This is a genomic window from Paenibacillus sp. DP01 (genome assembly GCF_044784315.1).
Classification (GTDB): Bacteria; Bacillota; Bacilli; order Paenibacillales; family Paenibacillaceae; genus Paenibacillus; species Paenibacillus polymyxa.
In genome coordinates, this window is sequence record NZ_CP173059.1 from 5584389 (window position 1) to 5610404 (window position 26016).

Here is a 26016-nt window from a genome sequence, read left to right on the forward strand (position 1 = left end):
AATGATCCATTCCATATCCACCAAGAAGCAGAGCCGTTCGCGGTTTCTGCTCTTCCTGTTTTTAGTGTCTTTGATTTTATTAATCCTGGGCTTGTTATTCAGCCTCAAATGGGGCCCCGCCTCTATATCGTGGGCTGAACTGTATCAGGCATTGACCTATCAGCGCAGCGACAAGGTACATCTGTACATTCAGACGCTGCGCCTGCCGCGCACCCTGACCGCCTGCATGGTCGGTATCCTGCTGGCGCTGGCGGGGCTATTGACCCAGCTCACCACACGAAATCCGCTGGCTTCACCACATGTATTTGGCATTAACGCTGGGGCTTCTCTCGCCGTGGTGCTGGGACTCGTCTTATCCGCACAGCTATCGGCAACATCCACGATGCTGATGGCCTTTGCTGGGGCAGCGGCAGGTGCATGGCTGGTCTGGTCGCTGGCTGGATTCGCAGACAAGCAGCCTGTTCGCTTGGCGCTGGCGGGCATCACCATTCATTTCATGCTGTCGTCACTAACAGAGGGCTTCATTATATTAAATCAGTACTCTACGGAGTCCATGATTTTCTGGCTGGCTGGCTCTGTCAGTCAGGCGGGCTGGACAGAGGTACGAATGATACTTCCTTTTTTCATTGCGAGCCTTGTGCTGCTCGTTATGCTGTTGCCAGCCCTGCGACTGCTGCTATTGGAGGATGAGATCGCAGCCGGACTAGGGCAGCGCGTCCCTCTTGTTCGAGCGCTGGCTCTGCTGCTGGTTATCGTAATGGCAGGCTCAGCCGTGGCGGTATGCGGACCGATCGGCTTTGTCTGTCTGATCGTACCCCACATCGCCCGGGCGCTGGTTGGAACACGTCTCTCGTTGCTCGTTCCGATGACAGCGCTTGGCGGAGGACTGCTGCTGGTGTATGCGGATCTCCTCAGCCGCATCATTTCTTTTCCGTTCGAATCGCCCGTGGGAATTGTAACCTCTGCTATCGGGGGGCCGTTTTTTATCTATCTGGCCCGTAAAAAAAGGAGGGGGACACGATGACCAGAACTTTCTATCTTGTGGCCGCCTTGCTTTTGCTGCTCCTGCTCGGCATCGTTTCGGTCAGTGTGGGAGCACTTCCTATTCCCTTGCGTGATGTCAGCTCGGCTCTGCTGGATACGCACAGCCGTTTTCATTTTATCGTATACGAGGTTCGCTTGCCCCGGACGTTGGTTGGACTGCTGGCAGGCATGGGACTAGCCGTGGCAGGAGCTATTCTGCAAAGTCTGTTTCGCAATCCGCTAGCCAGTCCTGACGTGATCGGCATTTCCAAAGGAGCCGGATTTGCAGCGGCGGCTGTGATTTTCCTGTTCCCCCAGTCTCCAGCCTATATCCTGCCCTTGGCGGCGTTTGGCGGAGCCGTGGGAACATTCCTGATTCTGCTGCTGCTCAGCCGTAGACTTACGCTGGCGCCAGCAGCTCTAGCTCTGGTCGGGGTCGCTATGGGGGCCATCCTCATGGCAGCCACGCAGTATCTCATCGTAACCCATCCGACCAATGTGAACACGGCTTTGCTCTGGATGTCAGGCAGCCTATGGGGCCGGAGCTGGCGGGAGGTCATCTCACTGCTGCCCTGGATCATTGTCTTGCTGCCCTTGGTCTGGGGCAGCTACCGAAAGCTGAATGTTTACCAGCTTGGCGATGAGACCATTACTTCCCTCGGGGTACATATGACTCGCCAGCGCCTGCTGCTTCTATTGCTTGCCGTTACACTGGCCGGAATTTCAGTCTCGGCGGTCGGCGCCATCGGCTTCATCGGACTGATGGCACCCCATATGGCTCGAAGATTTGTTGGCAGCCACAATCAGTGGCTGATTCCGCTGGCTGCCCTGCTGGGAGCGAATCTGATGCTGCTGGGCGACATCTTGGGCAGAATGCTCATTGTTCCACGTGAAATACCCGTCGGGATCATGACAGCACTTGTGGGCGCTCCTTATTTTGTGTATTTACTGCGGAAGGAACGCAGCAGAAGATCATTCTGATTCCCCGATACCCACAGGAAAAGACCTTTCATCCTACCTGAGGATTCTCCGGGTACATCCACTAGTAGCCTGATGCATCTATATATAGCACGCCAAAAAGCACGTCAGACATACGACAGGTTTCCCTTCTCCTGCGATAAGTCTAACGTGCTTTTTACTCTAAGTTCTACCCCTTTCCGCGTCACTTTACGGATTACGGTTGCTCCTGTAACGTTCTTTGCCCCAAAGCTTTGCCCAAAAATTGCCGTGTCCGTTCTTCCTTCGGATGATTGAAAAACTGCTCCACCGGTCCCTGTTCTACGATCGCACCATGCTCCATCAGCACGACCCGATCCGCTACATCCCTCGCAAAACCAAGCTCATGCGTGACAATAATCATCGTATTGCCTTCACTCGCCACCTTTTGAATCACGGACAGCACTTCATCCACCAGTTCAGGATCAAGCGAGGATGTCGGCTCATCGAACAACAGCACCTGCGGATTCAGCGCCAAAGCGCGGGCAATCGCAACACGCTGCTGCTGTCCACCCGAAAGCTGGGCAGGATAATAGGTCATACGATCCTTTAACCCGACCTTTTCCAAAATGCCTTCACTGATCTCCCTTGCCTGCTTGCGATCCATCTTTTTCACACTGGTCAGACCAACCATCACGTTGTGGAGTGCATTCAAATTTTTAAACAGCTGATATTGCTGAAATACCATTGCCGTTGCCATCCGCAGTCCGAGAACGTCCTTTTTTCCGGCCTTGGCTGCATCTACCTTCAGGCCATCAATTTCAATGGTACCGCTGGTCGGCTGTTCCAAAAAATTAATGCTGCGCAGCAGTGTGGACTTCCCCGATCCGCTTGGGCCCAGAATGACCACCACTTCTCCCTTACCTACTGTCAGGTCTATGCTCTTTAACACATGATGCTGCCCAAAATGCTTATCAATTTGATGAAGTTGAATCATGCCCTTACTCACTTCTTTCGTATATTCGGATACGCTTCTCCAGCACAACAAGCCCGCGCTCAATAATGATGCACACCAGCCAGTAGATCAAAGACACCGCAACATAGACCTCAAAAAAAGCCAACGCCCGCGCGCCCATAATTTTGGCCTGTCCCATCATATCGACGACACCAATCATAAAGATAAAAGACGTATCCTTCACTGTACTGATCAGCGTATTTCCCAGATTGGGCAAAGCCACCGTTAGCGCCTGCGGCAATACAATTTTAAGCATAATCTGTGTTTGGCTCATTCCGATGGAATTGGCCGCCTCAAACTGTCCCCGATCGACCGAATGAATCGCTGCCCGGAACGTCTCCGACAAATACCCCCCCAGGTTCAATGAAAATGAGAGCAACGCAAACAGCTCGGGTGGAATGACGTAGACATTGAATTGCTGCAAGAAGCCATATTCGCTCTGAAAATAATACAAAAACTTGGGTATTCCGTAATATACGAGAAACAGCTGCACAATGAGCGGTGTTCCCCGGATGTACGAGACATACAATGTAGACAAGGGTGCCAAGACAGGCACCTTGTATATCCGGATTAAGGCCGTAGCTAACCCGATGATCGCACCCAGCAGCATGGAGACAAACGCAATCCATAAGGTAACGGGGAGATACTCCACGATCTGGGGAAGGCTTTTCAGCATATAATCTAAATCAAACAGCTTTTCCATAGGAACCCCACTCTATTCTTTACATTGTGATTACTGAGGAATAAATTCTCCACCTGTCCACTGTTCAGACAATTTTTTCAGTGTTCCGTCCGCTTTAAGCTCTTTAATAATCGGGTCGATTTTAGCTTTCAGTTCTTCACCCTGCTTATCCTTCTTGAACACTAGATTGATGTTATCGCTTTGCACAGGCTCGCCCACAGCTTCCACCTGTAAGCCTTCCTTCTTGATCGTTGCTGCCGCCATCACTGGATCATTCACATAAGCGTCCACTCGGCCATTTTGCACATCTTGAAGGTTGTCGGACGAAGTGCCTGTATCATTATATTTTAAAATAATTTTGTTACCGTTCTTCGCATTATACTGCTCCAGCAACTGCGTATAGGAATCGCCTACCGAGGCGGCTACCTTCTTGCCCTCCAAATCCTTGAGAGAATGGATATCCGTTCTACCCTTTTTCACAATAATAACCGACTGAGCCGAGAAATAGGACTCATCCGAAAACAAATACTTCTTCTCACGCTCAGGATTTTTGGCAACTTCATCTGCGATGATCTGCACTTTATTCGCATCCAGCGCAAGGAATATCGCATCCCAGCCCGAAGGTACAAATTCAATCTTATAGCCGTCCAGCTTCTTATCGATCTCCTTGACTACTTCCACATCGTATCCGGTCAGCTCATTTTTATCATTCGTAAAGGCAAACGGCGGGTAGTCATTTTGTGTCCCCACATAGAGTACCTTATCCCCTGATGCCGCTTCCTTCGAGGAACAACCACTCAAGGCACCCGTTATTAACACAAGAGATAGCCCAATCGCTGCTACCCAAGCAGATTTCTTCATAAATGACATCCCCTTTTAAAATCCAAGTAATTTACTATGATTTTATATTATAACGAGTTATTCAAATAATACAACTAGCAAATTTCATTTTGATTATCTAACCAGATGCTGCACAAAAAAAGACCCTTGCGGGTCAGTTGTTATCTATGAAGTGGAAGACGGTCTGCTGGATGCTCCGGCAAAATGGACGAAATTAAACGTTGCACAGCCGGTTGAGCAGATTCAAAAATCTGATCTTTCTCAGCACAGTGCTCGACTAATTTCCCTTGTTCCATCACAGCAATGCCATCACAGACGGCGTAAGCCGCTCGAATATCATGTGTGATAAACAGATATGACAATCCAAATGAAGTTTTCAGCTCTTCCAACAGGGATAAAATGCGCATCTGATGAACCATATCCAGACTGCTGACGGACTCATCCAGCACGATCAGCTTGGGTCTGAGCGCAATCGCCCGTGCAATGTTAATCCGCTGTAATTGTCCGCCGCTGAATTGATGCGGATATTTATTCCGATCCTCCGGCTTAAGACCCACCCGCTCCAGCAGATTTTCTACCGTTCTTTTTTGTTCCTGCACTGATAACCGCTCGTAATTGTCCAAGGGCTCTCCGATAATCTGTCCGGCGGTCATGCGAGGGTTTACAGCAGAATAGCAGTCCTGGAATACAACCTGCATATCCCGTCGCAATCCCCTGCGTACTTGAGGACTTCCATTATAGATGTCCTGCCCCTGAAACAGCACCTGACCCTCCTGCGGCTTCTCCAGCCCCAGAATAACCTTGCCCAGCGTGCTCTTCCCCGCTCCACTGGTTCCAAGCAGTCCTAGGCAAAATCCGCTCTCTATGGTAAGCGACACATCAGTGAGCACAGGGAGACGTGATTCGGAGCGGCCCAGCCATTTGCGCTTTCTATAGCTATGAGTTACTTCCTTCACTTGCAGCACATGCATTCCCTCCCCTTTTGAAAGTATCCAACAGGCAACTCATCGCCCTACTGATTTATGCTCTGAAGGGACAACTTAGGTCTGGCCTGCAACAGCATTTTCGTATATTCATGCTGTGGCTGGTCGAACAACTGAAACACCTCTGCCTGCTCAACAATACGCCCCCGCTGCATCACTGCCACTTCATCCGCCATTTGGGAGATGACACCCAGATCATGCGAGATCAGCAAAATAGACGTGTCATATTCCGTACGCAAGCGATCCAACTCTCTCAGCACCTGTAGCTGATTAACCACATCGAGTGCCGTCGTCGGTTCATCCGCAATAACCACTGCTGGCCGCAGGCACATGGAAATGGCGATCATGACCCGTTGCAACATCCCGCCACTCAACTGAAACGAATAACGCTTCATTAGCTTGGCTGGATTGGGCAGATTCATATTTTCCAAAGCCGTTATAGCAAGATCACGGGCCTGTTGTTTGGTTAATCCGGTATGCGTGCGGATCGTTTCCATAAATTGAGCCCCAATCGTATATACTGGCGTAAAAGCCCTCATCGGATTTTGCATAATAAAAGCAATTTCCTTGCCCCGAATGCGGCGCATCTCCTCGGCTGGCATTCCATTCAACTCACGTCCGTTCAGACGAACACTGCCTTCCACATCCATCGTCTGGCGATCCAGTAGCTGGAGAAGCGCGTTACAGGTTACTGTTTTACCGCTACCACTCTCGCCGACAAGACCCAGAACCCGCCCCTTTTTCAGTTCAAAATGGATAGGTTCCAGCAGAGATACCGCCCCTGCATCAGTTTTGAGTTTTACCTGCAAGCCACTGACCTCCAGCACCTGCGTCTTGGCTGTGTCCTCCATCGTTGTCCCCACTCCTGTTTTACTGACGTTTGGCAATTCCATATCGGTCGGACAACGCCTCTCCCAATATATTGAAGGCCATTACCACCACCAGAATCATGATACCCGGATAAATCATTAATTCTGGATGACTGCGGATGTATCCCGTTCCCTCATGGATCATGGCTCCCCATTCAGGAGTCGGCGGCTGGATGCCTAGACCCAGGAATGACAACGCGGAGATATCCATGATCGCCCAGCCCATCTCCAGCGTACCAATGACCACAATCGGCCGCAGCACATTCGGAATGATGTGCCGCCGGATAATGGCCCCTGAGGAGGAGCCGCTAATCCTTGCGGCCGCTATAAAATTCTGCTCTTTCAGACTGACGACCATATTGCGGCACATTCGGGCATAGTACACCCACTGCACCAGCATCAAGGCAAACAGCACCTGCATGAGACCTGGCCCAAAAATACCAACAATGCCGAGCACAAGCACCAAGTTGGGAAACGCCATAATGCCTTCGCAAAACCGCATCAGTACACTATCGACCCAACCGCCCAAATAACCTGCAACTGATCCGATCACAACACCGATACTAAGCGAGGACAAGAAAATTAATGTCGCAAAGCCGAGCGAAATTCGCGCTCCATACAGCAGCCGGGATAGATTACACCGACCCAGATGGTCCGTTCCCAGCCAATACTCTTTTGAGGGGCCTTCCAGCTTATGCAGTAAATTGACTTTAACCGGATCATGGGGAGCCAGCCACGGAGCCAGCGCCATTATGATAAAAAGAGCTGCCAGCACGACAGAGCAAACCACGATTATCTTTTGACCTTTGAACATTTTACGCAACCTTATCATCACTGCTCTGCTCGTCCCTTCGAAGAAATTCGGGGGTCCATATACAAGTGCACCAGATCAACGAGCAAATTGCATACGATGAACAGGCATGCCGCCAAAAACACATAGCATTGTATGACGGGAATATCCCGGTTAAAAATGGCTTCCACGAAATAACGGCCAAACCCAGGCCATGAAAACACCTGCTCCACAATAATCGTTCCAGTCAGCAACTTGCCCAGATTCATGCCCATACTTGTTATTAGCGGAGTAATGGCCATTTTGAGTATGTGCCTGAGCATAATCACACGCTCGCGTATTCCTCTGGTTCTGGCATACTGGACATACGTTTCCTGAAGCTGTTCCAGCACACTGGAGCGCAACAGACGCGTATATAAAGCAATCAGAACCAGCGACAGAGTCAACGTCGGCAACACCAGATGCTGCCACGTTCCCCGACCCTCTACAGGTAGCCAGTCCAATCGTACAGAGAAAAAGAAGATTAACAAATATCCCAGCCAGAACTGGGGAATAGATGCCCCGAAATACGAAATCCCTCGACTCAGTATGTCGATCCAGCCATTTTTACGCATCGCCGCCAACACACCCAGCGGGATGCTCACCACGATGGATAATGCCATGCTGCTTAAGGCCAGCTCAACAGTGGCAGGCAATCGAGCCTTCACCTCATCCCACACTGGCTTGTTGGTCAGATACGAAGTACCAAAGTCCAACCGACTGATTCTTTGAAGTGTATGCATATACTGTGTCAGCAATGGCTGATCCAGCCCGAACTCATGCCTCTTCTGCTCCAGAATTTCCGGGGTAGGATAAATATGAGCAGCCGTCAAATAAGCTTCAGCCGGATCAACCGGTGAAATGTGAATGAGTGCAAAGGTAACAAGGGTGGCAAAGAGAACAATAGGAATGACCGCTACCATTCGCTTCCCGATATAGCTAATCATAGTTGTCCTCCTATCCTGTAAATTAACGTTACCTTCCCGTTTCAGTTACTTTCCAATTTCAATTCCCTCAAATGGATTTTCATCCCGATTAGCTGGGAATACAAAATTAGTAATCTTTTTCTGATACACTGCCGTCTTCTTAATATACGAAATAGGTACAATTGCAGATTGCTCCTGAAGTGTCTTCAAGATTGAGGCGTACAGCTCCTGACGCTTGGTTTCGTCTGTCGATGAAAGTGCTTCGTGTACTTGCTGATCCAGATCCTTCTTCATCGGAAGGGCGCTCAGCACCTCAGAAATTCCGAAGCTCTTCTTGGCAATAACATTAATAAAGGAATGCGGATCATAAGGCGCACCATAGTTGTACCAGAAATACAGATCAAACTGGTTGGATCTAAGCCGCTTGATTTGAACCGTCAGCTCCAGTCCGGTCAGATTCACTTTGACACCCAGCTCTCCCCATTCAGCCTGAATGGTTTCAGCCATCGCCTTTTGGATCGGATCGGTCTTATCGAAAATCAGCTCAAAATCCAGCTGTTGTCCGTCTTTCTCCCGTACTGTGCCGCCTGCGGGCAGCTTCCAGCCAGCCTCATCCAACAATGCTTTGGATTTTTCCACATCATAGCCTATTGGCTGTAAGTCGACATTCGTATACGGGTAGTTTTTGGATAAAACCGTATCCGCTGTTTCCTCGAGCCCCGAGGTTACGCCTTCCACCATCGCCTGCTTGTTAAATCCATGCTGGAGTGCCAGACGTACCCGAAGATCTGCCAGCTTGGGATTGGACGAATTGAGCAACAGGCTTCTTGTGCCGACAGGCTCGGACAGCGTGGTAACATACTGATTCGCGTCGCGAAGCTGTTTGAAAGCATCCAGGCTAATAACACCTTCTCCATAAATCAGATCCAGGTCGCCTTTTTCAAAGGCCATTACACGTGTTTCACCATCGGGAATAATTTTGACCGTAATTTTGTCCACCTTCGGTGCAGTACCCCAATAATTCGGGTTACGCTTAAAGGTTGCATACTCATCCTGCTTGTATTCATCCAGCATCCAAGGTCCTGTACCTACAGGTTTCTTAATTCCTTTGGACGTATCTCCATCATCCGGGAACCCGGCTTCACCCAAAAAACGGAACGGGCGAACGACAGACAGATCCTGAATAACTGGGTAGTATGGCTCTTTGAGCGTCATTCGGAACGTACTGTCATCTACAGCTTCAGTTTTATCGAGAACGCCTACTATACCAAGCCAGCTATGCGTTTTCTCATTTTTCATAATAGCGTCAAAGTTCTTTTTCACAATCGCCGCATTAAATAGCGTTCCATCGGAAAATTTCACACCTTTACGCAGCTTAAACGTATATGTCTTGCCGTCCTTGGATATGGTCCAGGATTCAGCCAAAGCAGGCTCTAGCTTGCCTCCTTGCTTGTAGCTGACTAACGGCTCATAAATCATGGATTGTGCAAATAGCTGGGAAGGGTTGTATACGTGAGGATTCATTGTACCAATGTCCCGTGGCCACGATAGCGTGATCGACTTTTCATTGGCAGCTCCGTTAGTAGAGGTGGATGCAGGTGTGTTCTCCTGCTTCGCGCAGCCCAGAATAACGGATAATAAGAGGAGCGTCACCAACATAAAGGTGGCAGTCTTGCGGTGTCGAACGGACATCAATGTATTTCCCCTTTTCTATATATGTGATAATGATTATCATAATCATATTTAGAATAGGTACCACATTATATTTTGTCAACAATATTCGACAAGCAAAGCTCTTATTTATTTTGAATTTGTATAATATTAAATTTATGGATTAATCCGCCAACGTTTGAAATAGAGTACGCGTGTATTCATGCTTCACTAGCTCTTCATCCCAATCCTCAAATATTTCCACGATCTCTCCCTGAACCATGACGGCAACACGATCACAGAACGTACGGGTGGATTGAAGATCATGGGTGATGAAAAGATAGGACAACTGACGTTCGAGCTGCATTCTTTTGAGCATGTTCAGCACGGAGGACTGGGTTGTCGTATCCAGATTGGCGACGGATTCATCGAACAGGATGATTTCTGGTTCAACGGCCAACGCCCGAGCAATGCACACCCGCTGTTTTTGTCCACCGCTTAGCTGCGCAGGGTATTTTTTCAGACTGTCAGCCTCTAACCCTACCGATTCCAGTAAGGAAAGGCAGATATCCAGTGCCCTTACTTTTCGCTCAGGAAAATAGTTGCAGATCGGCTCCATCAGAATATCTCGAATGGTCATACGGGGATGCAGTGAGGAGGCCGAGTCCTGCGCGACTAACTGGATTCGTTTGTACAGATGAATATCTTTCATCCTTCCGGTATGTATGGGCTGCTGATTCAGCCAGATTTCCCCCGAGGTCAACGACTCTAGCCCCAGGATACACTGTGCCAGCGTACTTTTGCCACTTCCGCTTTCTCCAACCAGTCCAAGGCATTCTCCCTGTCGTAATTCCAAGCTCACTTTCTTTATAGCCTGCTCACTGTGTTTCGTATTGAACCAGCCTTTTCTCCGTCTGCGGACAGGATAAGCTTTGGTGACGTTCTTCAATTCCAATATCACGGTTGCATCCTCCCTTCCGGGGTCATCTCCAATACTCGATCTGCTACGCGACTCATACCCTGACGATCATGTGAAATTAACAAAATAGTGAGCTCGAAATCCTCTCTCAACTGTAAAAGCAATGACAGAACCTTGTCGCGGTTGATCACATCCAGCGCTGTAGTGGGCTCGTCGGCAATAAAGAGGCGCGGGCCGGAGCTTAACATTGCAGCCAGCAGCACCCTTTGGCACATACCTCCGCTTAGTTCAAAAGGATATGATGACAGAATATACTCAGGATCGGCAAAACCGACCTTGCGGAGCAGAGAACACAAATAAGCTTCCTGCCCTGGAGTAGTGCGGCCTCCAGCCAGCTCCGTGGCACGGTTCAGCATCTGTCGCATCCGTGACATTACGCCCTGTCGTCGATGGGTCTGCTGTGATGCAGTGTGGGACGGGGCAAGATCAGCCTGGCCCTGCTCCTTCTGGACGTGCATTTGGCGCCGCCTATGCAGTCTAAGCGTATCCGTCAGCTGGGCGCGGACGGTACGGATCGGGTTCAGCCCGCTCAGCGATTGTTGAATGAGCAGGGCAATATCCTCACGGCGCAGTCTTTGCCAGCGCTGTTCATGGAACGGGATAATGTCTTCCCCGTTATAGTAGATGCACCCTTGCGTAACACCAACACCTGGGTCCAGCATACCCGCGATTGCGTGTGCGGTCAGGCTCTTGCCACATCCACTTGGTCCAGTCAGAGCCACAATTTCCCCTGGGTAGACGGAAAAGTTCACATCTCGCAGTAGCGGATTGCTCCCGTTCCCGCTTCCGCTTGCTCCTGCACCTGTACGACTAATCTCCAAATGTTCCACGTGTAACAACGGTTTTTGTACGTAAGCTCGTTCTATCGTATCCCTCCACCCTATGACTGGTCGTTTTCCCACTATTTCGCCGCCCCCTTTTCTGAAAAATGATCACCCAGAAGCTGGCAGGCAAGCACAAACAGCATAATCGCCAAACCTGGAAAGATCATAACATGCGGAGCCACCTGAAAATACGAGGTTGCATCATGCAGCATCACGCCCCACTCTGGCTTGGGCGGCTGTACACCCAGTCCAAGAAAGGAGAGTCCAGCGATCATTAACACCACGTGTCCAATATCCCATACCGCATATACCAATAATTGCGGCCATACTTGTGGCAATACATAACGCCTTAGTATGCGCATGTGCGAATTGCCGGACAAACGGGCATACCGTACATAGTCCTCCTGGCAGGCTTTTTGAACCAAACTACGGATATAGCGGACATAGCCCGCCCACCGTACCGCAATAATCGCTAAGGTCATGTTAACGAAACCCGGCCCCAAAATACCCACAATCGCCACCGTTAAAATAATATCGGGAAAAGCCAGTACGCCATCGATTCCCCGCATAATCAGCTGATCCACACGTCCTCGCACATAACCAATGAGCAAGCCTGTGGGCAGACTAATACACAGCGTAGCTACCGTAATCGCACAAGCGATTAACACGCTTGTCCGAATTCCATAAATGAGCCGTGACAGCACATCCCGACCCAGATGATCCGTACCGAAAGGATATTTTCGGCTGGGTGGTGCCAAACGGTTCAGAAGGTCCACATGCAGAGGATCATGAGGAGCTGCCCATGGAGCCAGCAACCCAAGCAGCACGATCAGGCCAAACAGTGCGCCCCCTGCCAGCAAGCTTCCTCTAAAGGAAAGTCGTATCTTTTTCATTTTCAGCTCCCCCCTTAACGCAAACGCAGCCTTGGATCTATCACCGTCTGGACCACATCCACCAAACACTGAACACCTACAATTAAAAACGCGGCAAACATAACATATCCCTGAATCACCGGGTAATCACGCTGCGTAATTGCATCTATAAAATACTTTCCTAACCCTGGCCATGAAAAAATGGTTTCTACGATGACGTTACCTGCCAGCATAAATGATAGATTCGTACCTAACAGCGTGATCATAGGCAGAACGGCATGTTTAAATATCTCAAAAAAGAGAATATGCATACGTGAAAAACCGCGAGCCCTCGCTGCCTTCACAAAATTCCGGTCACTCAGCTCCAGCATTTGAGCACGCAATACACGGGCTTGCACCGTTCCCAATCCTGCACCAAGCGTCAGCGCTGGGAGTACTAAATGTGTCCAGTCCTCCCTTCCCATGGATGGTAGCCAGCCCAAGCGAACGGAAAATAGATAGATCAGCAGAAAACCAAGCCAAAAAGAAGGGATTGACGATCCCAGCAAAGCGAACAGCCTGCCCAGACGATCTAGTGGACCGCTGACTTTTAGCGAGGCAGCCAGTCCCATCCCAAGCGTAAGCACCGTCATGACGGCAAAGCCCGCCAAAGCTAGCTCCACCGTAGCGGGCAGTCTGCTCCATAGTTCGTTTAGCACCGGCTCCTTGGACACATACGAGGTTCCCCAATGTCCTGTGAACACATCCCTCAGCCAGTTCACATATTGAATATGAAGCGGCTCATTCAAGCCCAGTTCGTTTCGCAGCGCGGTTAGCGCCTCCCCAGAAGCAGGAACATTATGCGCGGTGAGCAAAATGAGAGCAGGGTCACCAGGAGCCAGCCTCATCAGTACAAAAGTCAGCGTAGATACAACGAATACAATGATGGGCAGCTGCGCCACACGTTCCAATATAAAACGAATCATAGGATACGTTGCTCGTTATTCCGCAATATCAGATTGCGCTGTAATGTAGTAATACTCGATCGGATGAGGTGTAAAGCCCTTTACTCCTTTTTTCACACCAAACACATTGTCAGGGTGCACAATGAACGACTGCGGTAAATCTGTATTGATGATATCCAGCGCTTGCAGTGTTACCGTATTACGCTGTGCGGTATCCTTCGCCAACTTCAGGCTGTGAAGAATATTCTCCAGCGGTTTGGAAGCATAACGGCTTACATTCGCTTCACTTGTAGAAGAGTAGAACATGTCCATAAAATACTGCGGCTCCCCTGTATGGGCCGTGAGCATGCTGTACATAGCAAAATCCCAATCATTTTTGGTCAATGCCTCGTCGATATTTTCCACCTTGCGAATCTTGACCTGGATTCCCTCATTCAGCAATTGGCTCTGAATCACCTCAGCCATGACGGATAGCTCCGGACGCTGTGGGAAGGTCAGCAGCGTAACCTCGAATGGCTTGCCCTGCTTGGTCCACGTACCTTGGGCATCCTTCTGCCAGCCATCCTTCGTCAACAACTGCTCCGCCGTTCCGTCCAATGCTTTGCGCTCAATCTTACCGAAGGGAAGAATGCTCGGAAACGGGCTGCTTGCTTCCGTACCGAAGCCTCTCATGACGGCGCTCACAATGGATGCGCGCGGAATCAGACTGTCCACCACCTTACGGTTGGTTGCATCCTTGAACACAGGTGATTCCATGTTGTACACAATCATATGGGTGCGCAAGGATGGAGCCGACAGCACTTGTAGCTTGTCGTTCTTTTTTAATACCTCTGCGTTATCTACCGGAATATCCGTCGCTACATCCACCTCACCAGATTGCAACGCCATCAGGCGCGAATTACCGTCCGTAATGAATTTCATCGTCGCTTCGGCCAATCGCGCCTTTTCGCCCCAGTATCCGTCATAACGCTCGACGACCAAGGATTGATCCTTGTTGAAGGCTTTGATTTTAAAGGCACCTGTCATCGCAGGGTAGCTTTGCTCATCTTTCATGGATGCCACATCCAGTACAATCGTTGACGGATCAGCCAAATTGGATACCAGCGCTGCATTCGACTGGTTTGTCGTAATTTTCAGCGTCAGCGGACCAGTTACATCAATGGACTTCACATCCAGTAAATCCTTCGCCAGATGGCTTTTTTCGATTGAGCGCAGCAAAGATGCTTTTACACTTACTGCATCCATGCTCTTTCCATTATGAAACGTGACCTTATCCTGCACGCTGAACGACCACACATTAGGACTATCATGCTTCCATTCCTTGGCTAGCCAAGCTACAGGTTCCAGTTTTTCATTCAAACGAATGAGTGTCTCACCGGCACCGGAACGCATCACGTCCCAGCTATTATCTCCATGCGGATCGACGCCGGACGGTTTCCACGTATACGCCATCACCAGCTTTTTATCTGCTCGAGTCTGTTGTGCAGACGTGTTCTCACCCTTGCCCGAGCTATCCTCCGTCTTCGTGGCTGCGCCACATCCCGAAAGAGTCATAACTGCCATCAGCAGCAGCAATCCTGTACATATGAACCATGAACGCCTATTACGATTGCCTATCATCCCACATTTCCCCCTCTATCTTGTAAAATCGTATAAACCTAACGCAAAACGCGAAAAAGCATTCCCGACCACTTGATCAGCAGTCAGAAATGCTTTCATTATAAAATGTCAAAACTCACCTCAAAGCCAGCTCCAAGAACATAGAAGGGATCAGATCGGTTTCAGACATTCCGTATGCAGCACGCCTAACCACCTCCCCAGCATCCCGTGGGTCTGACAGTGATGTCAAAACAGGCAGGTCTCCTGACTCCAAGCGTATCTTTCAGGCCTTCCCGGTTCCTCACAGTTCCAGTGGCTTGTTCTGAAAGCTCCAGCAGTACCCTGCTGATGCCTGTATACAGTGGCGGGTCCGTGTCGGAATCTACCGAACTTCCCTTTTAAGTGAACACGCTCAACAACTATCTACATCGTCTCTACGAAACTTCGTATATAGAGTTGTCCGGCTCACACCTGTTTTCTTCCTTTATTCCTTTTTATTACGATTTAGGATTATCTTATTTTGTTGCTACTGGCTTGTCAACAAATGTTGCGTAATAATTTAAATTTGAATGATATAGTGTGAATCAAGGCCAAGGCTATTCATTGCTTGCGCGCAATTGAAGGTATGTCTTAACGTTGCGTGCACACAATTCACGTGTTAAAATTAGGTATAGAGATAACCACCGTATCCGTATACTAAAAAGAGCCTTCGCCGCTCCAACGGCAAAGACTCTTAGGACTTGAAAGGCTGTGGATCACCACCACGGCGCGCTGCATAACTGAATGTTATTGCGAACGAAACCCACCGTTAGGGGCCAACCTAATTACGCGGTGGGTTTTCGCTTGTTCCGAAATTTCCGACGCAGCCAGCGATAAAGCTTACGAATACTAAACACCAGGCTTAGTAACGTAACCATCCAACGCAGCACATCATAGCACGACACAAGGTTGACCATCGGCTTCACCCCCTTTCGGGAAGCTGCGCCGTGGTCCGAAAACATCCACCACTATCCAAAGTCCTTAAGGTAGATTATACCATGCCTCTTCCTACCACTCGAAAATCCAAACCCCGATCTTCATACAGAAAGAGGGTTTTATCAATAATTTCATGCTGCTTAATAAATAACTAGTTCTGGATAACCCCATCCCAAACAGCCGGAAAAGAGGCTACGCCCTCTCTCCGGCTGTTTTTGTTTATTTCCTATTCATCAAACCTTCTGTGGAACTTCTGAGACATTAACGCCTTTGACCGATTCACCCTGTTTTCTTGCCAAAACAATGTTCAAGACAATTGCCGTAATCGAGCCAGATACGATGCCGTTTTGCAGCAGCATTTTGGCAAAGCTCGGCAGTTGGTCGAACATTTGCGGCAGAACAGCTGAGCCTAGGCCCACGGCAATACTGCATGCTGCAATCAGCAGATTGCTTTCTTTCCGCAGATCCACTTCTGACAAAATAGACATGCCTGATGCAGCAACCGAGCCAAACATGACGATCATCGCCCCGCCCAGCACAGCGTTAGGAATCACTGTCGTCAAGGCAGCCAGCTTAGGCAGCAAACCGAGGACGACCATAATGCCGCCAGCAGCAAAAATAACGTTACGGGATTTGACGCGAGTCAGCGAGATCAGACCTACATTTTGGGAGAAGGCCGTGTAAGGGAACGCATTAAAAATACCGCCCAACATAATTGCAAGTCCTTCCGAACGAAGTCCATTGACGATTTGCTTTTGCTCCACTTTCTGATCAATCGCTTTACCTACTGCCAGATAAACCCCTGTAGACTCGACCATGCTCACAATATTGACGATAATCATCGTACATACTGCCATAATGCTAAACTCCGGCTTACCAAAATAAAACGGCTGCGCAATACTCACCCACGAAGCATCCGCTACGGGAGCAAAATGCACCATTCCCATCGCATAGGCGACTACAGTACCTGCGAACAGACCAATAAGAACGGAAATCGAGCGTAAAAAGCCCTTGGCTACTCGATTGACAAGCAGAATAACCAGTAGTGTAACCAGCGCCAGCAGCAAATTACGCGGCTGTCCAAAATCCGCGCTGCCCTGACCACCCGCTACATTGTTCATCGCCACCGGAATAAGGGATAGACCGATAATCGTAACGACCGAGCCGGTAACCACTGTTGGGAAAAAGCGTAACAGTTTGCCATACAACGGTGCCGCAAGCACCACAAATATACCGGACAAAATGATGGCACCGTACGCTGTCGCCAGATTTGATGTCGAAGCAATTGCGATAATGGGTCCTACTGCCGTAAACGTACAGCCCAAAATGACAGGCAGTCTACTTCCGAAAAAACGTGTGCCCATAATCTGTAATAATGTAGCAATCCCGCAAGTGAATAGATCAGCAGCCACTAGATAAGCCATCTGGGCTGGCGTCAGGTGCAGCGCTCCCCCTACAATCAGAGGGACGGCAATGGCTCCGGCGTACATCGCCATGACATGCTGGAAACCCAGCGCAAATAATTTTTGTTTACTTAACATCCCACATTCTCCTTAACGGGAGGAATTACCGTGCCAGCTTCCTCTATAAAATGGACTTCGCCCGGTGCCATGGAAGCGATACGCGCTAGAGAACGTACGGCAATACCTCTTTGCTCCAACAGTCCACGGCCTTCCTGAAAGCTCTTTTCAATTACGCAGCCAACTCCGGCCAGCTCTGCTCCTGCTTCCTTCACAATATCGGTAAGTCCGACCAAAGCTGCACCAGTTGCCAAAAAATCATCCACGATCAGCACATGGTCGCTGGCATCGAGATATTTTTGGGAAATGCTCACCTGATAGGTTTCCTGCCGAGTGAACGAATGAACCTCTGCGAAGTATACCTGTTCATTCAGCGTGATCGCCTTCTTTTTCTTCGCATAAATGAACGGTACCCCCAAAGCAATAGCAGTAGCCATAGCAAATTGAATACCACTAGCTTCAATAGTAAGCACCTTGGTAATTGGAGCACTGCCGAACAGACGTGCGAACTCCTTACCAATCTCCAATGCTAATGCTGTATCCACCTGATGGTTCAAAAATGAATCTACCTTTAACACCGTATCGGATAAAATTTGTCCCTCTTGACGAATACGTTCTTCCAAAGCTTTCATTATGCGAATATCGCTCCTCTGTACTTAAAATAGAATAAAACCTGCAAAAACCAAAAAAGGACAAGCTCCCTTGAGTCGTTTCTCAAGTGAAGCCTGTCCTTGGGGTCGTAATCCCTGACGGATTGGCGCACAAATAAAATGCCCGCATTCATCCGAAGCTGATGCGCTATCACTCATAGTCGGACGATTACAGTGGTCATCCGGTAGAAACTTTTGGGCCATATCCCCAATATTATACGAGTCATATGAAATTGATATCTTGTATACTACACCCTCTGGCGGGCGGTTTCAAGACTATTTTTCATACAAACAGCGGCATTTGGAGAACCTTCCACAATTTGAATATCGCAACAACACACCGATCCCTGTTTGAGGTATATATATAGTAGAAAGCAGATATTAAAAAACGAAAAACAATACAAAACAACATTTAAAATTAATTTTATTTTTAAATTCAAAAGAAAAACCAAAAATTATACTTCCGTTTATGTTGACTGCACAGACAAACGGAATTAGTATGGAATTAGTTAAGAAACAAAAGGCAGTCTTTCAGGCTGCCGGGATTTCATCCATGCAAGGAGATTAGATATGAACAACTATCTTGCTGTTGATATTGGAGCTTCAAGCGGAAGACTCGTGAGTGCAACTCTACAAGGTGAACAAATTCACTTGCAAGAACTTCATCGTTTCAACAACTCCTTTACTGAGAGGAACGGGCACGATTACTGGAATATAGACAATTTATTTGATGAGATCATCCAGGGACTACAAAAAGCCAAACAAAACGGGATTGACTCCTGTACGCTCGGCATTGACACATGGGCTGTAGATTACGTGTTACTTAATAAGGAAGGTCATCGCATCCATGAGGTGTACGCATACCGCGATGCACGCACTCTACATGCCCCCGATAAGCTGCACCAGCTCATCAGCCGAGAAGAGGTATATGAGAAAACGGGCATCCAGGAACTAAACTTTAATACCCTATATCAACTGTTCGCCCATGATCGGGAACAACTCGCCCAAGCAGATAAAATATTGATGGTACCCGATTATCTGTACTATCGCCTGACAGGCATTATGGTCAATGAAATGACCAATGCATCCACGATGCAGCTTCTCAACGTGAACACCCGAGAGTTTGATGAGGACCTGCTCTCCCTGCTCCAGCTTCGGCGTAATCAATTTTCGGAGCTGGCTGAGCCTGGACGTGTTCTGGGCTCCATCTTGCCGGAGCTTGTTCGGAAATACGATCTTCCCGACTGTCAGCTCATCCTTGTGCCTACACACGATACCGCCTCAGCGGTTGCAGGTGTTCCATCATCGCGAGAGGAGTCTTGGGCTTATATCAGCAGCGGAACATGGTCGCTATTGGGTATGGAACGATCCCAACCCTTGAATACCAAGACAGCTATGCAGGCGAACTACACCAATGAATGGGGCGCTTACGGCACGTACCGTTTTTTGAAAAATATCATGGGCTTATGGATGATTCAGGAGGTTAGAAGAGAAGGTGGTTCTGCATATAGCTTTGCCGAATTGGCCCAATTGGCTTCAGCAGAGACACCGTTTGTCAGTCTCGTCCTCTGTAACCAGTCCTCTTTCTTAAATCCGGATAGTATGACCATTGAGATTCAGAGGTTCTGTGAAAAAACCGGGCAGCCTGTCCCACGCACACCTGGCGCGCTCGCCCGCTGTATTTTTGACAGTCTGGCCTTAAGCTACCGGGATGCTTTACATGAGCTACAACATTTAACAGACGAAACGATTACCAGATTGCACATTGTCGGCGGAGGCGCTAACAACGAATTACTATGTCAGCTAACAGCCGACCTTTTAGAAATTGAGGTGCAGGCAGGACCTTCCGAATCGACGGCCATCGGCAATATTGTCGTGCAATTAATCAGCTCTGGTGCTCTTGGAGATCTGAAAGCTGCTGGCCGAACCATAGCCAATTCCTTCCCGACTCGGCTATATGAGCCGCAACCGGTGGAAGGCATGGGAGAGCTTCTGGATCGCTGGGAACGCCTCAAGATACAAGCAACACCCCCTATTCACATATCTCAATAAAGGAGTAAAGCCATGAACGAAGCCATTGAAGCGAGTTATAACGAAGCGAAAAAGCTGTATGCCCGCCACGGTATTCAGGTGGATGACGTTTTACGGAAGCTCTCACAAATCAAAATATCACTGCACTGCTGGCAGGGAGACGATGTGCAAGGATTCCTGTTCAAAGATAAACAGCTTAGCGGGGGAATTGCCGTAACAGGTAGCTACCCGGGCAGAGCAGGTACGCCAGATGAACTACGTCAGGACTTGGAAAAAGCCCTATCGCTCATCCCTGGTAAACACAAGGTTAATCTGCATGCGATCTATGCAGATACTACAGAACAAGTAGATTTGGATCAACTGGAGCCACGCCATTTTCAGAACTGGGTAGACTGGGCCAAACAGCAAGGGCTTGGACTTGATTTTAATCCGACCCTGTTCTCCCACCCCAAAGCGGAGGACGGCTTCACCCTAAGCCACAAGGACCCGGAAATTCGCGATTTCTGGATCACACACTGTAAGAAATCACGCAGAATTGCAGAATATTTTGGAAAGGAACTCGGTCAGCCTTGTGTCACAAATCACTGGATGCCGGATGGTTACAAGGATACCCCGGTGGATCGCTTGGCTCCAAGAGAACGTCTGCGGGATGCTCTGGACGAGATTTTCAGCGAGGAAATTAGTGAAGATTACAACATCGATGCAGTTGAAAGTAAACTGTTCGGCATCGGTTCGGAAAGCTATGTCGTCGGCTCTCATGAGTTCTATATGGGTTACGCCCTGACACGGGGGAAATCTATCTGTCTCGATTCTGGTCACTTCCACCCGACAGAAGTCATTTCGAACAAACTGTCCTCTGTGCTGATGTTCACCGATCAACTATTGCTACACGTCAGCAGACCTGTTCGTTGGGATAGCGATCATGTCGTGACGATGGACGACGAATTGCTGGACATTGCCCGTGAGCTCGTTCGCGGTGAGCTGCTTTCCCGCACTCATATCGGCCTTGATTTCTTTGATGGCAGTATCAACCACGTGGCTGCATGGGTCATCGGAACACGCAACACCATCAAAGCGTTGCTTCGCGCCATGCTGGAGCCGATTGAGGAACTGAAAAAAGCCGAAGAGGAAAGAGACTTCACTACGCGACTTGCCCTGGTCGAAGAGTTTAAATCCTATCCGTTTGGGGCTGTATGGGATTACTATTGCGCTCAAAACGGCGTTCCCGTTCGTGAGGAATGGCTAACCGAGGCTAAAAACTATGAACAACGAGTCCTGCTGAAACGGTAACTACTGCACTGATCATTTAATATTCATATCATCCAAAGGGAGAGATCATCCATGACTACTGTGCTGGAGAATCAAAAAGAACGAAAATCAGGACTGGATATCCCATTTGTTCGCGAGATGGCGGAAATTACGCAAAATATGTGGAAATTCGGCTGGGATGAACGCAACGGAGGAAATGTAAGTTATATTCTAGATGAAGCCGAGGTTGCCAAATATATTGATATTCATAAAGTTATTCGAACGATTAAACCTGCTTTCCCCGTGAATGAACTGGCAGGCAAATATTTTATCGTCACTGGATCAGGCAAGTACTTCAAAAACGTTATTGCCGATCCGGAAGCCAATTTAGGAGTCCTGCGTGTATCCCAAGATGGTGAGCAGCTAGAAATTTTGTGGGGCCTCAAGCATGACGCGGTTCCTACCAGCGAATTGCCGTCTCATTTTATGAGCCATATTGAGCGCTTGAAGGTCGATCCCAACCACCGGGTTGTAATCCATAATCATGCCACCCATGTCATTGCCATGACCTTCATTCATAGTCTGGACGAAAACCAATTCACCAAAACGCTGTGGGAAATGTGTACCGAATGTATCGTAGTCTTTCCAGACGGTATCGGTGTAATCCCTTGGATGGTGCCAGGCTCCAGCGAAATCGGCCGTGAAACAGCGAAAAAAATGAAGGATCATCACGCTGTATTATGGCCTCATCACGGCATTTTCGGAACAGGTAGCTCCATTGATGAAGCGTTTGGCCTGATTGAAACGATTGAAAAGGCAGCGCAAATTTATATGCTGATTGCTAAGCATGATATCCAGCAACGGATTACAGATCAGGAGCTATCAGATCTGGCTAAAGCCTTTAATGTTACTCCAAAAGAAGGAATCCTGAACGTATAAACACAGGCTAATCGTATAGCGCAGGACTCTATAAGGCTCCACGGCTCGTCTCAAACCAGCCATGGAGCCTTTACCGTTTTAATTTTATAACCCTAAATTCCAATGAATTAACTTGTAATTATACTTTCCTTTATATACAATAAAATCAAAATTCCCTTATCTCCACCAAAGGAGAGGTGACAATGATGAGAAGAACAAAGAATGAAGATCACTTCGACATCGTGGAAGACCATTATTTCACAACAACCGAACTGGAAAAATCCAGTGCCATTTGGCCAGTCAGACTGGGTATGGATATTTCGAAGGCAAGCTGTCATGTCGGCCCCAAGGCTGTCCCTTATTTTTATTTTATTTTTGTACTTGAAGGTCAAGCTGAGTTCATTTATAAGGAAAAGAAGTATCGTGTGCAGAAGTCTGATGTATTCTGTTTTTTTCCGCATCTTGCCCATGAATTTTACACCGACCAAGAGCACCCGTTACAAAAGGTATGGATTGCCTTTGAGGGACCGAAATCTCTGGCGTTGCTGGAGCGGATCGGGATCAACCCCTCTAAGCCATTTATAGCTAACGCAGTGAGCGAGGAAATCCTCGAACTGATCTCCAACCTATTTTCCATCGTCAACGACCACAACAGACAGGGCAGCGATCTGGCCCGCTTAATTACACTACATCAGATCTTCGAGGAGTTGTCCCGCAACACATCTGGTGCTCTGCGCAACTCTGTATGCTCTGATTATTGGCTCCAGCAGGGGAAGGATTACATCGAAATGCATTATTGTGACCGTGTTACAATTGAGCAAATTGCTGAGCATGTAGGTGTGGATCGTGCGCATTTTTCACGTAAATTCCATTCTACCTTCCTTATCTCCCCCGCCAAATATTTGCAAACCCTCAAGATTAACGAAGCGAAAAGATTGCTGGAACAGACCACTTACAATCTGTCGATCATCGCCCAATCTATCGGTTATACCGACATGTCCACCTTTTCCAAGGCATTTAAGAAAACAGCAGGAATCCCACCCCGAGAATATCGCTTCCGGCATCAGTCCCGGCAAGAGATCCGCACTGCCAACGCTTAGTCGGAATCCAGCAACGATACAGGAGAACCACCATCATACGGCGGCTCTCCCTTTTTTATGACCTGATCCTAATTTGTACTTGGTTCTGAGCGCTATCAACGCTATAATAGGCATCAAACCAACAGGAAAGGTACGTGAATTCCATGCTGCGATTTAATGCTATACGTACAGGTTATCTGCTGGGCATCTCACTGATACTGGCTGCGATTATTTATTTTTTCGCCTCCAATTGGGGCGGACTGGATCGGACAGCCAAAATTGTGCTAGCTGTTGCGCTTATTGTTTTGTTCTATGGCTTGTCTTTTGTATTTGCACGTGTTCGTGCTGTTCCCGGGCAACAAGCTTTTCTGTCCAATATATTTCTGCTGGCTGGCTGTGTAGCCTTCGGCGTTTCCGTGGCGTTGCTCGGTCAAACTTACAACTCCCATGCAGACAGCTATGGATTGTTTCTCATTTGGTCAGTGCCGGCTTTACTGCTTAGCTGGATCACCCGCTATAATCCTTTTTATATGCTGTCTTATGTATTGATTCATTTGGGGGTATGGCTTTATTTTTATCCAACGATGCAAAGCGCGGCTTATAGCCAACTGGAATCGTTGTCCATTGCTGGAGTGTTCGCAATATTCAATCTGGTTCTATTTCTATTGACGTTCCTTCATCGTATACATTCTGCTCCACTACAATATATGAGCTTTACTGTTCTCCATATAGCTATGTTGGCGATGACCAACTCCTTTGCATTCGATGGGTATGGCCTGATCATGAATATACCGCATATCGCTGTGATTGCTTTAGGATTTTATATATTTATCAAGGTTCGGCTAAATAAAACGTTACTGACCTTAAATGCATTGGCGCTCTCGGCTTTTGCTGTCTTTAAATTTATAGAGCTGGCAGAGGCGTACTCTTCATCTCTATTCTTTGTTTTCGGTTTGATTTTTGTGGCACTGCTACTGACGGGTAACGTATGGTTTTTTCGTTATTTAAATCGTTTGGGAAAACCGTCCCCAGAGGCTGGAGAAATACCCAATGAGAACAAAGAAGATATCGCAAAATCCGATGCGCAGACAACTGATTCCGAAGACCGCAGTAGTGAATGGATCAGCAAAACCGTATCCCGTGTAATCAAAGTGGTTGGAGTATTGATTGGCAGTATATCCCTCATTGGACTGATTGTGATTAGCACAAACGTAAATCACACCGAATATGTACTGCTGAGTGTGTCTTTGCTGCTGATGATTACGATGATTGTCATACCGGAGTCCAAGCTGGATTCTGTAGTCCGTTATACACTGCTGACCATCAGCTATATTACCGGTCTGGCGGCCATTCTATGGTCAGACCAGACGTTACTTTCAGTATTATTTCTGATCGTTTCCATCGCCGGATGGTTTCGCTCCAAGGGGAAAAGGCAGCAATTTTTTGCCTATACTTTTGTAAACCTGAATATGGCGACTGTTTTATTAAAGCAGTATCAAGAATGGTATGGTTGGAACTGGACCTATGAATTCATCATCTTCGCCTTATTCGTGCTCAATGCCGTGTTATATGGGGTAAGCTACTTTGTGCTCAAGACAGAGTTAAAAGAACATCTTCGGGATAGTTCATTATTCTTTAGCTTATTGTTCCTGTTTTGGACGACGTTTTTCGAGGATGCCATTCCACACTCTTATATGTTCATTAATATTTTTTATTTTGTTATCGTTACATGGATGGTCTTTGCCTTTATTCGTCACAAACACAAATCGCAGGCCATTACGAGCGTCGTATTCTGGTTCATTTTTATCGGCTTCAAATACTATGATTTATTGTGGACGCTGCTGTATAAATCTTTTACACTGGTGCTGCTGGGGATCATTACACTCGGAATTACCTGGTGGTTCGATCGACGAATGGCTCATAGCGGCAAAGCAGCATTCGATGCCGATCACCGCAGCTTTAGCTTTATGCGCTTAAGCCCGTTACTCATTGCCATCGTCATCGTACTACAGCTGGGGATTATCGGCTATCAGACGGCGAGAAGTGAAACCCTGCTCGCCACAGGTGCCTCCGTTAAGCTCAAGCTGGCTCCTATAGATCCGCGTTCCCTGTTGCAGGGCGACTATGTGGCACTGAATTACGATATTTCTACCCCTCCTTCCAAGGACCCTCTTCAGGAGAAGGATTGGAACCGAGGCAAAGTTAAAGTCGTTCTCACACCAGATAGCCAAGGAGTATACATCTCTGATCGTCTATATCAAGATGGTGAAGTGCTTGCCAATCATGAAATCATTCTTAACGGACAATGGAATGGTTCTCGTATTCTGTACGGTATTGAGAATTATTTCATCCCTGAAGGAACCGGGCGTACTGTTGAACAGAACGCTCGTTACGCCTATATTCGAGTCAGCCGCAATGGAGATGCGTTGCTGGAACGTTTGGTGGAAGGCTGATCTGGATTGGCAAAGAGATAGAGAGGTAGAGAAATAGCGAACGAAGCGAGGCTTTAGAAATTCATTCTTTACAAAAAGCAGGCTGAACCAGGTTGCTCCATTACTGGAGTATAACTCGGTTCAGCCTGCTTGTTCTTTTGCGGCAATGGAGGAAAACTCCATGATAACCTT

Annotated in this window: 23 protein-coding genes and 2 riboswitches; of the genes, 7 read left to right on the plus strand and 16 right to left on the minus strand. The window is 48.1% G+C overall.

Going from position 1 to position 26016, the window contains the following annotated elements; translation table 11 throughout:
• Position 1 precedes the first annotated feature (1 nt).
• Positions 2-1024: a FecCD family ABC transporter permease gene (locus tag ACH59B_RS24615; protein WP_404302930.1), complete on the plus strand. Its 1023-nt coding sequence runs from the start codon at positions 2-4 to the stop codon at positions 1022-1024.
• Positions 1021-2004 carry an iron ABC transporter permease gene (locus tag ACH59B_RS24620; protein ID WP_045244745.1) on the plus strand — a complete coding sequence of 328 codons (984 nt, stop codon included), beginning with the start codon at positions 1021-1023 and terminating at the stop codon, positions 2002-2004. Before ACH59B_RS24615 ends, ACH59B_RS24620 begins: the two co-directional genes overlap by 4 nt.
• 193 nt (positions 2005-2197) lie before the next feature.
• On the opposite strand, the gene ACH59B_RS24625 is transcribed toward ACH59B_RS24620, so the two are convergent.
• The 16 genes from ACH59B_RS24625 to ACH59B_RS24700 all read right to left on the minus strand — a co-directional run bounded on the left by ACH59B_RS24625 (position 2198) and on the right by ACH59B_RS24700 (position 18098).
• Entirely contained in the window at positions 2198-2956 is a 759-nt protein-coding gene (locus tag ACH59B_RS24625; RefSeq protein WP_404302933.1) for an amino acid ABC transporter ATP-binding protein, read from the minus strand.
• Positions 2957-2960: 4 nt separating this feature from the next.
• Entirely contained in the window at positions 2961-3677 is a 717-nt protein-coding gene (locus ACH59B_RS24630) for an amino acid ABC transporter permease (protein WP_016822612.1), read from the minus strand.
• Positions 3678-3707: 30 nt separating this feature from the next.
• Complete coding sequence (locus tag ACH59B_RS24635; protein ID WP_016822611.1) at positions 3708-4517, minus strand: transporter substrate-binding domain-containing protein; 810 nt, start codon at positions 4515-4517, stop codon at positions 3708-3710.
• Positions 4518-4657: 140 nt separating this feature from the next.
• On the minus strand, positions 4658-5467 hold the full coding sequence (gene nikE / locus ACH59B_RS24640) for a nickel import ATP-binding protein NikE (RefSeq protein WP_126666330.1): 810 nt from the start codon (positions 5465-5467) through the stop codon (positions 4658-4660).
• Between the two features lie 41 nt (positions 5468-5508).
• The gene (nikD, locus tag ACH59B_RS24645) at positions 5509-6330 is read right to left on the minus strand and encodes a nickel import ATP-binding protein NikD (protein WP_126666366.1); all 822 of its coding nucleotides are present in this window, start codon (positions 6328-6330) and stop codon (positions 5509-5511) included.
• A gap of 19 nt (positions 6331-6349) precedes the next feature.
• Positions 6350-7180 carry a nickel ABC transporter permease subunit NikC gene (nikC, locus tag ACH59B_RS24650; protein WP_404304017.1) on the minus strand — a complete coding sequence of 277 codons (831 nt, stop codon included), beginning with the start codon at positions 7178-7180 and terminating at the stop codon, positions 6350-6352.
• The gene (nikB, locus tag ACH59B_RS24655; protein ID WP_017426097.1) at positions 7180-8124 is read right to left on the minus strand and encodes a nickel ABC transporter permease subunit NikB; all 945 of its coding nucleotides are present in this window, start codon (positions 8122-8124) and stop codon (positions 7180-7182) included. Before nikB (ACH59B_RS24655) ends, nikC (ACH59B_RS24650) begins: the two co-directional genes overlap by 1 nt.
• A gap of 45 nt (positions 8125-8169) precedes the next feature.
• The gene (gene nikA / locus ACH59B_RS24660; protein WP_045244750.1) at positions 8170-9795 is read right to left on the minus strand and encodes a nickel ABC transporter substrate-binding protein; all 1626 of its coding nucleotides are present in this window, start codon (positions 9793-9795) and stop codon (positions 8170-8172) included.
• Positions 9796-9937: 142 nt separating this feature from the next.
• On the minus strand, positions 9938-10714 hold the full coding sequence (locus ACH59B_RS24665) for an ABC transporter ATP-binding protein (RefSeq protein ID WP_045244751.1): 777 nt from the start codon (positions 10712-10714) through the stop codon (positions 9938-9940).
• Positions 10711-11634, minus strand: coding sequence for an ATP-binding cassette domain-containing protein (locus tag ACH59B_RS24670; protein WP_404302937.1), 924 nt, complete (start codon positions 11632-11634; stop codon positions 10711-10713). Before ACH59B_RS24670 ends, ACH59B_RS24665 begins: the two co-directional genes overlap by 4 nt.
• Positions 11634-12449: a nickel transporter permease gene (nikC, locus tag ACH59B_RS24675; RefSeq protein WP_016822603.1), complete on the minus strand. Its 816-nt coding sequence runs from the start codon at positions 12447-12449 to the stop codon at positions 11634-11636. Before nikC (ACH59B_RS24675) ends, ACH59B_RS24670 begins: the two co-directional genes overlap by 1 nt.
• 14 nt (positions 12450-12463) lie before the next feature.
• Complete coding sequence (nikB, locus tag ACH59B_RS24680; protein ID WP_031462490.1) at positions 12464-13393, minus strand: nickel ABC transporter permease; 930 nt, start codon at positions 13391-13393, stop codon at positions 12464-12466.
• A gap of 15 nt (positions 13394-13408) precedes the next feature.
• Positions 13409-14992 carry an ABC transporter substrate-binding protein gene (locus ACH59B_RS24685; protein ID WP_126666325.1) on the minus strand — a complete coding sequence of 528 codons (1584 nt, stop codon included), beginning with the start codon at positions 14990-14992 and terminating at the stop codon, positions 13409-13411.
• Between the two features lie 215 nt (positions 14993-15207).
• Positions 15208-15413, minus strand: a riboswitch (cobalamin riboswitch).
• 382 nt (positions 15414-15795) lie between these two features.
• Complete coding sequence (locus tag ACH59B_RS24690; protein ID WP_016822600.1) at positions 15796-15927, minus strand: hypothetical protein; 132 nt, start codon at positions 15925-15927, stop codon at positions 15796-15798.
• 252 nt (positions 15928-16179) lie between these two features.
• Positions 16180-17487, minus strand: a complete 1308-nt coding sequence (locus ACH59B_RS24695) for a nucleobase:cation symporter-2 family protein (protein ID WP_016822599.1) — start codon at positions 17485-17487, stop codon at positions 16180-16182.
• Entirely contained in the window at positions 17481-18098 is a 618-nt protein-coding gene (locus ACH59B_RS24700) for a xanthine phosphoribosyltransferase (RefSeq protein ID WP_016822598.1), read from the minus strand. The genes ACH59B_RS24695 and ACH59B_RS24700 overlap by 7 nt, the downstream gene beginning before the upstream one ends.
• Positions 18099-18254: 156 nt before the next feature.
• Positions 18255-18358, minus strand: a riboswitch (purine riboswitch).
• Positions 18359-18686: 328 nt separating this feature from the next.
• Between ACH59B_RS24700 and rhaB the strand changes: the two genes are divergently transcribed.
• The 5 genes from rhaB to ACH59B_RS24725 all read left to right on the plus strand — a co-directional run bounded on the left by rhaB (position 18687) and on the right by ACH59B_RS24725 (position 25845).
• A complete protein-coding gene (rhaB, locus tag ACH59B_RS24705; protein WP_404302942.1) occupies positions 18687-20168 on the plus strand; it encodes a rhamnulokinase in 1482 nt (493 codons plus the stop codon).
• Between the two features lie 12 nt (positions 20169-20180).
• Positions 20181-21437 carry an L-rhamnose isomerase gene (gene rhaA, locus ACH59B_RS24710; RefSeq protein ID WP_123797806.1) on the plus strand — a complete coding sequence of 419 codons (1257 nt, stop codon included), beginning with the start codon at positions 20181-20183 and terminating at the stop codon, positions 21435-21437.
• 51 nt (positions 21438-21488) lie between these two features.
• Entirely contained in the window at positions 21489-22334 is an 846-nt protein-coding gene (rhaD, locus tag ACH59B_RS24715) for a rhamnulose-1-phosphate aldolase (RefSeq protein ID WP_019689000.1), read from the plus strand.
• 182 nt (positions 22335-22516) lie between these two features.
• Complete coding sequence (locus ACH59B_RS24720) at positions 22517-23413, plus strand: AraC family transcriptional regulator (protein ID WP_017426086.1); 897 nt, start codon at positions 22517-22519, stop codon at positions 23411-23413.
• A gap of 143 nt (positions 23414-23556) precedes the next feature.
• The gene (locus tag ACH59B_RS24725) at positions 23557-25845 is read left to right on the plus strand and encodes a GDYXXLXY domain-containing protein (RefSeq protein ID WP_404304019.1); all 2289 of its coding nucleotides are present in this window, start codon (positions 23557-23559) and stop codon (positions 25843-25845) included.
• Positions 25846-26016: the final 171 nt, after the last annotated feature.